At 62.0% G+C, this 15,003-nt stretch carries 7 protein-coding genes and 1 CRISPR repeat array (1 of these 8 cut by a window edge); of the genes, 3 read left to right on the plus strand and 4 right to left on the minus strand.

Annotated elements, in window-relative coordinates:
• Positions 1 to 655: 655 nt before the first annotated feature.
• The 4 genes from O3932_RS00895 to O3932_RS00910 form a co-directional block, all read right to left on the minus strand.
• A complete protein-coding gene (locus tag O3932_RS00895; RefSeq protein ID WP_299240573.1) occupies positions 656 to 1,108 on the minus strand; it encodes a hypothetical protein in 453 nt (150 codons plus the stop codon).
• Positions 1,109 to 1,556: 448 nt separating this feature from the next.
• Entirely contained in the window at positions 1,557 to 2,438 is an 882-nt protein-coding gene (locus O3932_RS00900) for a DUF6318 family protein (RefSeq protein ID WP_371535550.1), read from the minus strand.
• A gap of 613 nt (positions 2,439 to 3,051) precedes the next feature.
• Positions 3,052 to 4,089 (minus strand): DUF5692 family protein, encoded by a 1,038-nt coding sequence (locus O3932_RS00905; protein WP_299241148.1) that lies wholly within the window; start codon positions 4,087 to 4,089, stop codon positions 3,052 to 3,054.
• Positions 4,089 to 5,132: a hypothetical protein gene (locus tag O3932_RS00910; protein WP_299241145.1), complete on the minus strand. Its 1,044-nt coding sequence runs from the start codon at positions 5,130 to 5,132 to the stop codon at positions 4,089 to 4,091. Before O3932_RS00910 ends, O3932_RS00905 begins: the two co-directional genes overlap by 1 nt.
• Positions 5,133 to 5,299: 167 nt before the next feature.
• On the opposite strand from O3932_RS00910, the gene O3932_RS00915 reads away from it, so the two are divergent.
• The 3 genes from O3932_RS00915 (at position 5,300) to O3932_RS00925 (ending at position 11,698) form a co-directional block, all read left to right on the plus strand.
• On the plus strand, positions 5,300 to 6,589 hold the full coding sequence (locus tag O3932_RS00915) for a DUF5692 family protein (RefSeq protein WP_371535553.1): 1,290 nt from the start codon (positions 5,300 to 5,302) through the stop codon (positions 6,587 to 6,589).
• A 236-nt stretch (positions 6,590 to 6,825) separates the two neighbouring features.
• Entirely contained in the window at positions 6,826 to 11,010 is a 4,185-nt protein-coding gene (locus O3932_RS00920) for a S8 family serine peptidase (RefSeq protein WP_371535556.1), read from the plus strand.
• A 565-nt stretch (positions 11,011 to 11,575) separates the two neighbouring features.
• Positions 11,576 to 11,698, plus strand: coding sequence for a toxin-antitoxin system toxin subunit (locus tag O3932_RS00925; protein WP_296504890.1), 123 nt, complete (start codon positions 11,576 to 11,578; stop codon positions 11,696 to 11,698).
• A 2,550-nt stretch (positions 11,699 to 14,248) separates the two neighbouring features.
• Positions 14,249 to 15,003: a CRISPR direct-repeat array (repeat unit 37 nt; unit sequence GTCTTAATGCACCTTATGGTGCTCGGTGCTTTCTGAC); it runs 340 nt beyond the window's last position.

Raw genomic sequence — 15,003 nt, forward strand, 5'->3', positions numbered from 1 at the left:
TCCTGCCTGCGCGGCTCTTGTGGTTGATCGCGCGCTGGCGGGACTGACGTTCCTGCTTCGGCTATTTCGGCTGATCCAGCTGCTGGAGCTGTCGCGGCGGTGACGGTGTTGATTGCTCTTGAGGCTGCTGCGGCTCTTGCGGCTGGGACGGGACCGGGGCCGCGCACCATTCCTGGTGCGCGGCCCCGCGTTGTTTCACGGGAATTGTGCGTGAAACAAGTGGTTCTTGGCGGCTCGCGTTGCCGGTGTGCGTGGCTCGATGCGCTGCGTATGGGCGATGCAAGGGACGTGAATGATGCTCTGCGCGTGGGCGACGCTTGGGATGTGAATGATGCACTGCGCGTGGGCGACGCTCTGGGCGTTGCTGATGATGGGCACTCACTGTTGGTGTGCACCCGGGGCGCCAACGCTTCGTACGCGAACCCGCTTATCGGAGCCTGGGCCTCCTAATCCGCACGTGAACCCGCTTATCGGAGCCTGGGCGAGGCTGCCCACGTACGGAACAGCGGGTTTACGTGCGGACAAGCGGGTTAGTGCTCCAGATAGCGGGTTCCCGTGCGTGAGCGAATCGTCGCGGTGTAGATGTGCCGGACTTGCGCCAAGGCGTGAAAACCAGTTGTTTCACGGGTAATTCCCTTGAAACAACCACGTTGTCTCAGTGGCCTTGTTTTTCTTCCCAGGTGTCGGTGTTGTTGATGACCAGGTGGGACAGGGGGAATTTGCCGGTTGTTTCTGTGGTGGTGACGAGGCCGTTGATGGTTTGGGTTTCCCCGGTGAAGGGGTTGGTGGCGGTTCCACTCCACGTGGTGGTGAGAGTGATGTCCCGGTCTTCGTGGGGGTAGGGACCATCCAACATGGAGCGCCAGCCCTGGGGCGGGGTGTAGTAGTGGCGGATAAGGCGGGGGTCGTTGTTGGGGTCGATGCCTTTCTCCCACGCCACCCCTGGCGACGTCGTGATCGTGTTGGGCGTTCCGTCACCCCAGTTCCATTCGTAGTTCGTGGCTGTCAGCGTGATCGTGATGTCGCGTCCGAGTAGGTTGATGACGTGGGTTTGGGTCGGGTTGGTGACGTTGACGATGGTGGGGATGTGCTTATTCGTGTACGACACCCCGATGGGAAGCTTGTGAATTCCGGCGTCGTTTGCGTGAATAGTGGCAGCAGCACTGCGCAGAATGCTCAGAGTCGAGGGAGGCTCTGACCACGTTTCGTCGGAAGGCAAGAGATCGCCACACCTCCAGACAACCGGCACGATGTAAACGTCCGTCCTGTAGGATAGTGGGCGCTCACAATGGTCACTCAGTGCAAAACCTGGGCGCGCATTCAGCCGCTTAGAATCACTGGTAGGCTGGTGATTATTGTTGCTTGAATGGGGCTGATAACTGCCTCCTTTGGCGGCAGGACTGCTGTTAGTCTCTTTTTCCCAGGCCTCAGTGTCGATGTCTCGGCCATTTCCGTTAGCGTCAAAACCTGAGCTTGGTGCGAGAGCTGTCGAGGGAGGGGTACTGTATATCAGTACAATGAATAATGTCGTACAACAGGCCAGGAAAATACGAAAACTATTCTTCATCATGATCTTTGGCACTCCCTTGTACCTCGGTCCAACGACCATCGGTCCAGGTCATGAATAAGGAGATCGTGGAGCTGTGTTCAGTGTTGTCTACAGTGATACTTTGCCCCTTACATCTTGTTCCGTAGTTGGCGTTAACTCGAAAACGGACACCTATGGTGTTAGGTGGAATCGTTCCTCCTTGTGTGGGAACCGCTTCCAGGCGGAGTACCTCTTGCACTGTTGCGGTGTTCCCAAATGACCAACCATTTGTATACATCTCTTTGGTATTGGCAATGTGGCCCGTGGCGAAATTTGATGACGGGTCAGACATATCAACGAGCGGTTGTGTGTCTCCTGAGTTCCACGCATAGACAATGAGGTCAAGGTAGTGCCTCGCCGCTGCTTCGGCACCTTTCTCGGTGTTTTCTTTGGCTTCTTCGGGTAGTTCGGGTTTGGTGTAGGTGGATGCGGCGTGTTCGGCGGGGCGCACGAGCACGCCGTCGGGTCCGATCTGGTAGCCGCCCGACATCGCCGCCTCGGTGGGACTCGACGCGGATGGTGCGGGCCGGGCGGCGGGCGTCGTGGCTGCGACGGTGGGTTTCTCGCCCCACGCGTGCCACCAACCGTTGGCGACGCCGTTGATGTAGACGGCGAAGACTGCCCCAACGAAGAGAATCACGTAGGTGGCGCGCATCCCCCAATAGAACGGCTCGACGTGTAGCCAGGCCCGTACCCTGGCCTTCGCGCCCTTGGGGCGGTTGGCTCTCACCTCGGCCCGATAGTCGGCCCACCGCTGACGCAGCGTGTACGTGCGCGGCATGGATTCGCGGCGGAACTGCTCCTCGTCCTCCTCAGTGACGGGCCGCTCGGACAACGGTGGAACCATCATGTTCTCTCAACCTCCACGATGAGGTAGCTATCCTCCAGCGCACCCCCACCATCGGAAACGCGCCCTGTTAAGAACACAGGCTACGCCCAGAACCAACACAAAACACTAAGAATGCCCAGTAACCACCACGAAACGTGCTCCCACCCCACGCGCACGCTACCACACAACACCGCCCCGACCTCGTCAAACGCGGACGAGAGAGAACCACAGGGCAGCGAACCCCGCTGTCACACATCCCACCAACCGGACACCAACCACCAACCACCGGGGGCCGACCCCGCGCTCAGTGGCAGCGCCCAGGAAGGCGGAAGGCACCGCAGGCGGCACAAAAGATGGGGCCGCGCACCCGGGGCGCCAATGCTTCGCACACGAACCCGCTTATCGGAGCCTGGGCCTCCTAATCCGCACGTGAACCCGCTTATCGGGACCTGGGCGAGGCTGCCCACGTACGGAACAGCGGGTTTACGTGCGGACAAGCGGGTTAGTGCTCCAGATAGCGGGTTCCCGTGCGTGAGCGAATCGTCGCGGTGTAGACGTGCGCGGCCCCCACCAGCAAGAACCGCCCCGTAGAACGGTAAGAACAGTCCCACAGAACGGTTCCCAAAGAGGAAACCTATCGGCTACCCGCAGCGACGAACCCCGCTTCCTGCGGCGTCGTGCCGAGGCGCGCGGCGATGAGTTCCTTGTCTTCGTCGGATGCGAGGTCGCGGACCCACGAGGCGTAGGTGGCCTCGTCGGCGTGGACCTCCTGGGTGAAGGGGTTGCGCCGCTTCGTGACGATGACTCGGATGTGCGCGACGAACATCCACACGTTCGCGATGAGTGCGGCCGCCGAGACGATGAGCAGCGCCCAGGGGTTGTGGGAGCTGCGGTGGGCGAACATCGAGTCGTGCATGAAGTGCGGGAAGGTGAGGACGACCGCCGACCAGAACGTGAGTGTGTACGCCCGGTACTGGATCCACGCGCCTCGGCCGAGCTTCATGAGCGCGGGGATCGTGCACGCCGCCAGCAGCGCCACGCCCGAGTACCATGCGCGGTCCGCCAGGCAGTTGTACACGTACGCGAAGTTCCACAGGTCGTAGGCGATGATCCACCCGATTGTCAGGTCGCCCCAGACGAGGGCGCGCTTCTTGCCTGTGGACACGAAGATCCCGACCCAGCCGGAGATAGCCAGCAGGTTGAGGATCCCGGCGATGCCGTTCATGATGTTCCACGGCCCGCCCCACGTGACCATCCCCTGCGAGGGGTCCACCCCGTGAATCCCGTAGCACTGGAAGTCGCGCACCACGGCCTCGGCGATGTTCACCGCGAGGATGATGGGTGGGATGAGCAGGTACCAGCGGTTGTGCCGCAGCCTCGGGAATACTTGGAGGGCGACGAGGCAGAGGGAGCCCGCCAGCGCCGAGTACTGTTTCACGATGGGGAACCAGCCGGCCGAGGCCGTCCCCGCCGTTGAGTGCGGCCACCAGAAGATGGTGAGGGCGACCGGCACGACCACGAAGAGCGCGAGGACGACCCACATGTTGCGCTGCGCGAGCCACGCCGCGCCCGCGAGCAGCGCGATGACGACGAGGAGCATCGCGTAGTCCCACCACTGGCCGACCTCGAAGAAGAACAGCGTCGGGTAGTCCGGGGGAGTGATGCCGCCCATCAGTGCTGCTCCTTGCCCCAGTTCGGCAGGTAGCTGCGCTCCATCTTTTGGCGGATCTGCTCCTCCCAGGAGAACTCCGGCTCGCGCCAGCCGTCGAAGTAGGAGGCGTCGATTTCGGAGGCCCACGGGCTGTCCGCGCCCGTCGGCGGCCAGGAGGGGTCGTCGGTGACGGGCGGGCGGATTTCGGCGACGGCGGGGGCGGACCGTCCGTAGCGGAACCACTGGGTGTAGGTCTCCTCGAAGAGGGGAGTGTTGTCGTGGCGGCCGGCGGCCGTGCCCGAGTTGAAGAATCGCCCGCCGAGCATGCCGCGCATGAAGCGGCCCGTGAGGTGCTGCTTCTTTTTGAACTCGAGGACGCGCTTGACGTAGAGGTTTTGCAGGTGGGTCATGCATCCGCCGATGAATTCGATGTTGACCCAGTTCAGAGCTTTCATGGCGGGGGAGGCGGGTTCGTAGCCGATGCGCCAGTGGTTGATGAGGCGCGTGCGCTCTCCCGACAGGGGCACCATGTAGAAGCACCAGGCGGCGGCGAAGTTCGTCATGCCGGGGAAGCGGAACGCGTAGGATCCGGGCGCTTTGGGCGGGTTTTTCGTGTCGACCCACTGGACCATGTACTTGCCGGGCACGACGTCCGCCCACTCCATGGACATGCCGTGGAAGTCGAAGGCGGCGATGTCGCCGGGCATCATCGAGTCGGGCTGCTGGAATTCCTCCTGGATCTCGTAGGAGTTGAAGAAGGGGAGGCGCGCGAAGACTCGCTCGAGGAACTCCGAGGAGAAGGACCCGGATTTTTCGGCGCCGATCTGTTTGAAGAGCCGCCACACCGCGTAGGCGGGCGCGTCGATTGTGATTGCGTAGGTGGAGGAGTATCCGTTGTCGTAGTTCGCGTCGATCAGGTCGTCGCCCGGGTAGCGCCAGGCTTGTTCCTCGGGTGTGGCTTTGCCGCTGAGCTGGCTGAAGGCGTACATGCCGCCCAGGAGCGCGGCGCTCCCCGCGAGGGCGGCGCAGCAGAGGGTGCGATGGGATCGGGCGTTACGGGTCATGGGTCCTCCTCCTTGAGGAATTGACGAGGGGCGCTTCCGCTGGTGCGGAGCGTGGGGAGCCCCGGTGCGTTGTGGGATTCAACGGTGAACCCCGCACGCTAGGTTAGTGTTGGGGATTATGATAGCCGACAACTATTAGCCCGGTTGCACATTCGAAGGAGAATGCTGTGGACTCGCTGTTCCTCTGGGAGCTTGGAACTCCCAAGGTGTATCTCATCTGGCTGCTCGTGCTGGCGGCCCAAATCATCGTCGCGGAAATCAACAGGCGATGGAACTGGACGATCTTCGCCGTGTGGACCGTGGGCGGCATCGCCCTGATGCCCTACGCGTGGATCCACGGGACCCCGATGGTGGGGTGGTTCCCGTTCGGTAAGTACGCGATCATGATCCTGACCGCCACCATGACGGGCACGGTCCTGGTCTACGCGAAGCGCAACCCCGTCAAAGCGCACAAGTACGCGATCTGGCTGGGCGTTGCCCTGTGGATCGGCCTGGCCGTCAACATCATGGAGGCGAACATCCGTGACCTGACGATCTATGTCAACGCGGATTCGTACTACGCGTGCGGCGCCGACTGGCAGTGCCTCAAACAGGTCAACGACTCCCACACCATCGACATGATCGCCGGACTGCCCGAGGCCAGGGGCGTGACCGCCGACCTCCACTCCCAGCAGTGGTACCAAGACGTCGCCGCCAACCTTGACGCCCGCCACGTCGGCATCGACCCGGAGACGGGTTTCCGCACCATCGGCGGCTACTGGAACCTCCTGTCCGCCGCCGCCGGCCTCCTCAACATCATCACCATCACGGGCCTGGGTAAAATCATCGTCACCTCGCCCGGAAAACGCTCCGTGCGCGGCCTCATCTGGGTGGACATGGTCTGGCCCTGGGTCATCGCCTACGACCTGTGGAACCACGCCTTCCTCTACAACTCCCTGGCCGACTACACGTGGTACTGCACCCTCGCCCTGCTTCTCGCCTGCACGATCCCCGCGTTCACCTGGGCGAAAGGGCAGTGGATCTGGTTCCGCTGCTTCACCCTGGTCTTCTGGATCTCCATGAACACGCTCCTGCCCGAAGTCCTGGTCCCGCCCTCCGACATCTTCAACTTCGCGACCATGGATCCGCGCGCCAACATCGCCTGCGCGGCCCTCGCGCTCGCGGCCAACGTCGCGCTGTTCGCGTACTGGCTCTACAAGATCGTCGCGTTTAAGCGCAACCCGATCACGGGCGTCCTGTACTGTGAGCTGGCTGAGTTCCGCGCCATCGTGCGCGAGCATTGCGATGACAAGGACAAGTACTTCCTCGTCGACCGTATCCCGCAGACGCCCGCGCAGCTCGGCTTCGAGCCCGACTCGCCCACCCCGCCCGCTGATGGCTACCGCGCCTGGATGCCGTGGTGGCGGGGAGAAGATCGGCGGCACCCCGCTAAGAGAGACGCGGGTTCTCAGTCGTAGGCGCCGTTCGCGTTCTCACCACGAGGCCTCCCCGGGCATTTTCGGGGAGGCCTCGGTTCGCGTGAGACGAGCCGATGCGCGAATATGTGTCTAAATATTGAGCTTGTAAAACGCTCAAATAGCTTGTATTTTCGAGAATTAAGTGCGTCATTTGTCTCGACTGTCAAACCTGTGGATCATGGTTACTGCATGGGCAACGATGCTCATGCATAGCGACAAGTGAAAGTCGAGGAACCATGCGCCGCACAGTTGCACGCATCGGCCTCGTCGCGGCCCTCGCTCTGTCCATGAGCGTGGCTGCGGCGACCGCCCCGCCTGCCAGCTCCGACGATAACGTCGGCCTGGTCTCGTCTGCCCGATCCGCTGCGGGCCTCATGAACTACGCCATCAACCTCGACCCCAACGTGGGGGAGAGCGAGATGGCCAGCGCCGCCGACCTGATTCCAAGCGTCGGCGGCGTTCTTTTGACCAGCTACCCGCAGTTGGGCACCCTGTTCGCCCAAAGTGAGTCGGCCTCGTTCGCGCCCGACATGGCCGCCGCCCTGGCGAAGGCCGGAGTGAGCGTTCACTCCATCGGCCTGACCCGCGTGGCCGCCGTACCGGAGAGCGAGCGTGCCGTGGGCGGAGCGACGCACGCAGACCTGGCAGGTGCTCCCGCGGCTGAGTCCGCTGCGGACGTGCCAGCCGCGGACGCGCCCGACGTGCCTACCGTGACGATCCCGGACCCGAACAGCAGGGTCGGTTCGGCCCGCTCGAACTGGGGCGCCGAGGCCATGGATGCCCGGGGCGCTGCCGAGGTCGCCGTGACCCGTGCACCCGTGACCGTCGGTGTCATCGACACTGGCATCGACGACACGCAGCCCGACCTGGTGGGGCGGGTGGACACCGCCCGGTCCGTCTCGTGCGCCGTCAACGGCGTCCCGAACCAGGCTGAGGATGCCCGGAGGTTCAGCAGTGGGCACGGCACCCACGTCGCCGGTGTGATCGCCGCCAACCACAACGACATCGGTATTGACGGCATCGCGCCGGAGGCGACGCTCGTGTCGATCAAGGCGCTCAACGAGTCGGACCTGCTCTACCCCGAGGCCCTCGTGTGCGCCTACGAGTGGGCGACGACCCACCAGGTGGACATCGTCCACAACTCCTACCAGATGGACCCGTGGGTGTACTGGAACCCGACGGACCCCGAGCAGGCCGCCGCCCTCGAGGCCGCCGAGCGCGCGATTCACCGCGCCCAGTCAAACGGACTCGCGGTGATCGCGGGAGCCGGTGACCGCGGCGTCGACATCGACCACCCGACGACCGACAGTGACTCGCCGACGGACTCGACGCCCATCCCGAATCGCCCCGTCGAGGGCGCGCGGATGGTTCCGGCGCAGGTCAGCGGCGTCGTGACCGTCAGCTCGGTCGGCATGGAGGACTGGAACGCGGAGCCGCTACGGGCGACGCTGGTGCGCGCGGAGCGGTCGAACTACGGGGCGTCCGTTGACTTCGCCGCGCCGGGGGAGTGGATCTATTCGACCTACCCGAACGGGCGGATCCCGCAGATCTACGGATACACGTCGGGCACGTCAACGGCCGCCGCGCACGTGAGTGGCATCGCCGCGCTCGTCAAATCGGTGCACCCGATGCTGCCCGGCGCGCAGATCATCAGCATCATGCGCAAGCAGGCCGCCTACGATTACGGGCGCTTGAGAGCCCCGAGTGACGGCGCGGAGTATCGAGGCTACGGTTTCCTCGACGCCCGCTCGGCGATGGTGTTCGATCAGGCGTTCCCGGTGATCCGCGCGGTCGAGTATCGCGTCGGTGACGGCGAATGGACCAGCCTGAGCGGTGCCGTGCTGCCCGCTGACGTCGTGCAGATGCGCGTCGAAGCGAGCGCGCCGGTCTCCTACATGAACCTCGACATTCCGGGTGAGATAGCAGTGTCCACCGACCGGGAGGATGGTTACTTCGCTGAACCCATGCTCCTGGAAGCCGACGAGATGGACCTGCGTCAGGTGATCCCCGACGGCCAGGAGTACGCGTCCCTCACGGCGGTGGTGTTTGCTGAGGGCCTCAACTACGACAGGCACGCCGACGACGATGCAACCACCGAAACCACCTTCACGGTCGCCCGCGACCCGAACGCAGTGCCCGCGCCGCAACCCGCTCCCGACCCGGGGGAGGACCCGGCTCCCGGCGAGCCCGTCGCCCCCGGAATCATCTCGCCCGACCTGCCGACCCACCAGCTGCCCGCCAACTACGCCGTGAACCTCACTGCGGGAGCGGATGAGGCTACCTTCCAGCGTGCGGCTGCCAAGGCCTCGTCCCTGGGAGGACTGGTGCTCGCGCAGTACCCGGCCTTTGGGACGTTCTTCGTCCAGTCGGGTTCGCCCAGCTTCGCGTCCGACCTGGGCGCGGCGCTCTCCGAGGCGGGCATTTCCTTCCACTCCGTGGGGCCGACTCGCCAGGCACCGGTGCTCGGCAACGAGGCGATCACGCCCATCGGCGTGGAGGGGAACCCGGTCGCTGGTGCCGCGGACGAGGCCGGGGCCGGGCCTGGTGCGGACTCGCCGGTGATCGTCGGCGGACTCTACCCGCCCCCGCCGAGCGACAACCAGTGGCACCTGAAGGCCGTCGGAGCGCTGGACGCGCAGGGCGTGGACGTCATGCGCGCGCCCGTCACGGTGGGTGTCATGGCGGACGGCTTCGACCACATGATCACGGACCTGGACGGGCGCGTCGACTTCGATAAATCCGTGTCCTGCAACGTCAACGGCATCCCGACCGGCTCCTCGTGGACGTGGGGGTCGACGGATGCGACGCGCGGCACGCAGATGGCCGGGGCGATCGCGGGGCGCGGCGTCTCCAGCGGCGTGCCCGGCGTCAACCCGACGCTGAGCGTCGCGGCGATCAACGTGCAGTCGCGCCAGACGGGCATGCACTACCCCGAGTATGTGGTGTGCGGCTTCGTGTGGGCTGCCGATCACGGGATTTCGGTGACTGCCAGCTCCTTTGCGGCGGACCCGTGGAAGTACTGGATGCCTCACGAACCCAACCAGGTGGCGGGGCGCGAAGCCATGCGCCGCGCCATCGACTACGCGGCGTCGAAGGACGTCATCAACGTGGTGGACGCGGGAAGAGGCGGCATTGACTTGGATAATCCGCCGAGTAAGGATTCGTCGTCGCCCACCGACGCGTGGGCACCCTACGAGCGCGACTCGTGGAGTGGCCTGACCATCCCGGCCATGATGGACAACGTCGTGCCCGTCTCCACGCTGCGCCTGGTGGATGGGCAGGACCCGGCGTCGGGCACACTCGAGCCCGCGTGGACGGCGAACTGGGGCAAGCAGACCATTGCTTTCGCGGCTCCCGGCGAGAACGTGTACACGTCGCTGCCGAGCGCTGCCGGGTCGCCCGGCGATGTTGCGAGGGATTCGTCGATGGCCGCTCCCGTGGCCGCGGGCGTGCTCGCGACGCTGCGCCAGGTGCACCCGGAGATGAGCGCCTCTCAGATCCTCGCGTTGGCGCGCAAGCAGGCGGGGTCCCCTTCCAACTGGGCGCGTCTGGCCGTGCCCGAGGGTGAGCACGAGTACCGGGGTGCCGGCATGCCGAGCGCGCTGGACGCCGTCCTGAAGGACCAGGCGCGGCCCGTCGTCGGCGAGGTCGAGTACTCGACTGACGGCTCTACGTGGACACCGCTGTCCGGGCAGACCGTGTCCGGGCGCGTGTCCCTGCGCGCGACCGTGACCGGGCCGGTGACGTCGGCTCGGTTGCTCGTTGGCGGCCAGGAGGTCGCGACCGGGCAGGGGAGCGGCGAGTTTTCCGGTCCCGGCGTGACGTTGCAGGTTGATGGTGTGGACGTGTCGCGGCCTGTGGCTGGGGGTCCTGCCGTCGTCGGTGGCACGGCCGTGACCGTCGAGGCTTTCGGGCGCAACTCCGATTCGCGCGCCGATGACGACGTCGTTGCTCAGACGCCGTTCACGGTGGGGTCTGGGTCCGGCGGGTCTGGGGCCGGGATCGGTGGGTCCGGTTCCGGTTCTTCTGGCGTCGCCGAGGCCGGGGCCGGGCGCTGGGTCACCTCCGCCCGGGGCACGTGGTGGCGTTTTGATGACGGCACCTACCCGACGAACACGCGCCTGCGCATTGACGGGAAGGTGTACCGCTTCAACGCGCGCGGCTACGTGGTGACCGGCTGGTCTCGCGTGGACGGCCAGTGGTCTTATTTTGGGCGCGACGGTGCCCAGGCTTTTGGCTGGACGCGCATCCAGGGGGCCTGGTACTACCTGGATCCTTACTCGGGCGTGATGCACAAGGGCTGGCTGAAGGACGGAGGGCACTGGTACTACCTGTCTTCGTCGGGGGCCATGGTGACGGGTACCCACTGGATTGGCGGCACGCGCTACGAGTTCGACTCCCGGGGCCGCCTGCTGACGTGAGTGTCGGTGGTCTGACGGATTCCGGATGACAGATTCCGGCTGAAACAAAACGGGGCCGCGCACGAAAACTCGTGCGCGGCCCCTCGCTCGCGTGCTGAGAGTTGTTCTCCCGTCGTTGTCAGTACCGACTCAATCAGCGGTGCTTCTTGCGATTCTCGTATACGTTATTTGTATGAGCGAGCGTCTTCTTCGTGGAGTCCCCGTCAGTGACGAGCAGATTCAAGCGTGGGCTGATGAGGCTGAACACGGGTACGACCTGGCGGACTTGCCTTCGCCGCGCCCGGGGCGTCCTCCGGTGGGGGAGGGACCTGCTGCTGTGGCGGTACGTCTGGATGAACAGACGCTGAAGGACGCTCATAGAACGTGCAGCTTTCGAGGGGATCGTGAGCCGTTCTGACGCGGTTCGCGCGGCGGTGCGAGAGCGGCCCATCGCGTCTAATTTCATTCCAGTGCTCGCAGACATTGCGGGATTGATCGCTCCACCGATGAGGCTGTCCTGCATACGTGTGAGCACGTCCTGAACTCTCGTCCTCTCGATGTTGAGGACGATCCCAGGCGGTGGCTCGTGGTGGGTATCGACCAGTCTGAGCGTGTTCTCGAATTGGTCGTATTAGTTTTCGATGGTGGCGGAGAACTCCTCATTCATGCCATGAAGGCACGTGCCCAGTTCCTGGACGAACTCGTGTAGCTTGCGGGTGGCTGTCTGCTGTGGTCGTGGGGGATGGTCTGCAAATCCTGAAACCAGGCGTCGCTGGAGGAGTTGAGGCCAGTTCTTAATGCACCGTGTGGTGCTCGGTGCTTTCTGACGGTGACTTCTATGGTCGCGAATGGGAGGATCGTGACGGGTCTTAATGCACCTTATGGCGCTTGGTGCTTTCTGACACCGAGTACCACACCAGGTATATCCCGGTGGATTGGGAGTCTTAATGCACCTTATGGTACTCGGTGCTTTCTGACTGCTGACACTGTGTCCGCCGTTTTCGTGGCTGTCCGGTCTTAATGCACCTTTTGGCGCTCGGTGCTTTCTGACCGACGTTCGCTGAAGTGTCGAGTTCGAAGGCTCGTTAGTCTTAATGCTCCTTATGGTGCTTGGTGCTTTCTGACTCAGTCAGGAGGTGCAGTGGGTCGACGACGAGTACCAGCTATCTTAATGCACCTTATGGTGCTCGGTGCTTTCTGACGTGAGCACGAGCTTTGTTCGAGCGAATAGGCGTCAGCCGTCTTAATGCACCTTATGGTGCTCGGTGCTTTCTGACCAGTACTATCGGCGTGTGCTCACGGGGCGTGAGAAGTCTTAATGCACCTTATGGTGCTCGGTGCTTTCTGACGTTCATGCATGTCAGTCTTGAACTTCTTTGCTATGTCTTAATGCACCTTTTGGCGCTCGGTGCTTTCTGACATGGCCTGACCTACGTCACGATGGACGGTCCTGCGAAGTCTTAATGCACCTTATGGTGCTCGGTGCTTTTTGACGCGTCGCCTGGAGGTCGTCGGGAAGGCCCGCGACGCTGGGTCTTAATGCACCTTATGGTGCTTGGTGCTTTCTGACGAAAGCTATCATGAATGGTGCTGTGAGCAACGCCATGATGTCTTAATGCACCTTATGGCGCTTGGTGCTTTCTGACGTTCACCTCGTCAACGACAACTACGAGCCTCACGACATGTCTTAATGCACCTTATGGCGCTTGGTGCTTTCTGACCCACCAAGCGACCCTCAGCCGCATCCACATGGGAACGTCTTAATGCACCTTATGGCGCTTGGTGCTTTCTGACACCTTCTTCGGCAACCTGATGAACTAACCAGGAGAGGTCTTAATGCACCTTATGGCGCTTGGTGCTTTCTGACGGCGGCCTCCACGACCTCCACCACCGCATCGCTTGGGCGCGTCTTAATGCACCGTTTGGCGCTCGGTTCTTTCTGACGCGAATGGAATCGAATGTTCTACTTGGCGTATGGTTGTCTTAATGCACCGTTTGGCGCTCGGTGCTTTCTGACACTGGATCAGCGGAAGACGCAACGCAATTCCCGTCAAGTCTTAATGCGCCTTTTGGCGCTCGGTGCTTTCTGACCTCTCAAGTTCGACTTCCTTGGGCTCAAAAACCTAGATGTGTCTTAATGCACCTTTTGGCGCTCGGTGCTTTCTGGCCCATCCACTTCATCCACACCATCAGCCCGTGGGCCTGAGTCTTAATGCACCTTTTGGCGCTGGGTGCTTTCTGACATGCAGATCGCGATAGGGCGATCAGTAAAGGTAAGGCTGGGTCTTAATGCACCTTATGGTGCTCGGTGCTTTCTGACGGCGGTTCCAACTGCCAGTGACCGCCGCTGTCGGAAGGTCTTAATGCACCTTTTGGCGCTCGGTGCTTTCTGGCGACAAGTGGGCACCTGTGAGGGATGCTCACAGATTGGTCTTAATGCACCTTTTGGTGCTCCGTGCTTGTTGACCATCCAAGAGCAGCCCTTTGATAAGTTCGAGAGAGAGAGAGGGGCTAAATGCACCATATGGCGCTCGGTGCTATCTGGCCTGGCTTTCTCCAGAGGATATGAACTTTCCTTGGTAGTCTTAATGCACCTTTTGGCGCTCGGCGCTTTCTGACCCCCCAAGGGCGAGCTGTTCCTCGCAGCCGTGACCTCCCTGTCTTAATGCACCGTTTGGCGCTCGGTGCTTTCTGACCAACTACTACACTGAACCCAACTGGATCGGCGCACGCGCGTCTTAATGCGCCTTATGGTGCTCGGTGCTTTTTGACTGGGAAAACGTGCAAGGAGCGCTCAGTGCGTCAGCTTTTTCTTAATGCACCTTATGGCGCTCGGTTCTTTCTGACCTTCCAGATGACCTACAACATTCACCTGACGGAGGTTGTCTTAATACACCTCATGGTGCTCGGTGCTTTCTGACCGCGGAAATCTATGCGCGATACGAGCTGATCGACCACGAGTCTTAATGCGCCTTGTGGTGCTCGGTGCTTTCTGACCGATGGCGTTACTGGCACTGCTCATCGTACCGATCCTCCTGTCTTAATGCACCTTCTGACGCTCGGTGCTTTCTAACCCAAAGAACAGCGATAACCCCTAGTGTTCAACGTGCTGACCGTCTTAATGCTCCGTTTGGTGCGGGCCACGGATGGTTCCGTAAAAATGTTGCACGTAATTCCCGGCCTGTTGTTTCGACGTTTGAAGTCGGATCGTTGAAATTCTGCGATTTCTAATTGTTGGTGCAGAGTTGAAAGAAGAGAATTACGTGCGAAATTTTGGGCGCTTGGTGCTTTCTGACACTACAACCCCGTCGCTGATGTTGCCAACGGTGCAGTCGTCTTAATGCACCTTTTGGCGCTCGGTGCTTTCTGACAAAGACGAGCGCACCCGCCTCGAATCCCAGGCTCTTAAGTCTTAATGCACCTTATGGCGCTCGGTGCTTTCTGGCTCCGGTGAACCTTGGGCTGATGCTCGAGGTCGACGAAATGTCTTAATGCACCTTATGGTGCTCGGTGCTTTCCGACGACACGTTGTTGACTACAAGATGCTGTCGAAGAAGAAGATGTCTTAATGCACCTTATGGTGCTCGGTGCTTTCCGACGAAAGTCAACACAATCGACGAGTGGCTCTCTGGCGATGTGTCTTAATACACCTTATGGTGCTTGGTGCTTTCTGACACACCGCAGGTGTTCAGCGACATGTTCGCGGCCCCCGGGTCTTAATGCACCTTATGGCGCTTGGTGCTTTCTGACCGGCAACGACAAGACGGTCGGTTTCGCGGGCGACTGGACGTCTTAATGCACCTTATGGTGCTCGGTGCTTTCTGACGCTTCTACGCCGCCACCACAGCAGTCGTCTGGTACTTGTCTTAATGCACCTTATGGTGCTCGGTGCTTTCTGACCTGGAACAGTGGTTTGTTGTTTCACCGCAACCCAGACTCCGTGTCTTAATGCACCTTATGGTGCTCGGTGCTTTCTGACAGTCTGAGGATTCTTCCGAGGGGACGAACTCAATG

Origin of the sequence: Pauljensenia sp. 20925_1_25, from assembly GCF_041433955.1 — a bacterium.
Classification (GTDB): domain Bacteria; phylum Actinomycetota; class Actinomycetes; order Actinomycetales; family Actinomycetaceae; genus Pauljensenia.

Bases quoted from the DNA above. Each gene is read 5' to 3' on its own strand.
- O3932_RS00900 (WP_371535550.1), bottom strand. From the start codon at position 2,438: ATGATGGTTCCACCGTTGTCCGAGCGGCCCGTCACTGAGGAGGACGAG.
- O3932_RS00905 (WP_299241148.1), bottom strand. From the start codon at position 4,089: ATGGGCGGCATCACTCCCCCGGACTACCCGACGCTGTTCTTCTTCGAG.
- O3932_RS00910 (WP_299241145.1), bottom strand. From the start codon at position 5,132: ATGACCCGTAACGCCCGATCCCATCGCACCCTCTGCTGCGCCGCCCTC.
- O3932_RS00920 (WP_371535556.1), top strand. From the start codon at position 6,826: ATGCGCCGCACAGTTGCACGCATCGGCCTCGTCGCGGCCCTCGCTCTG.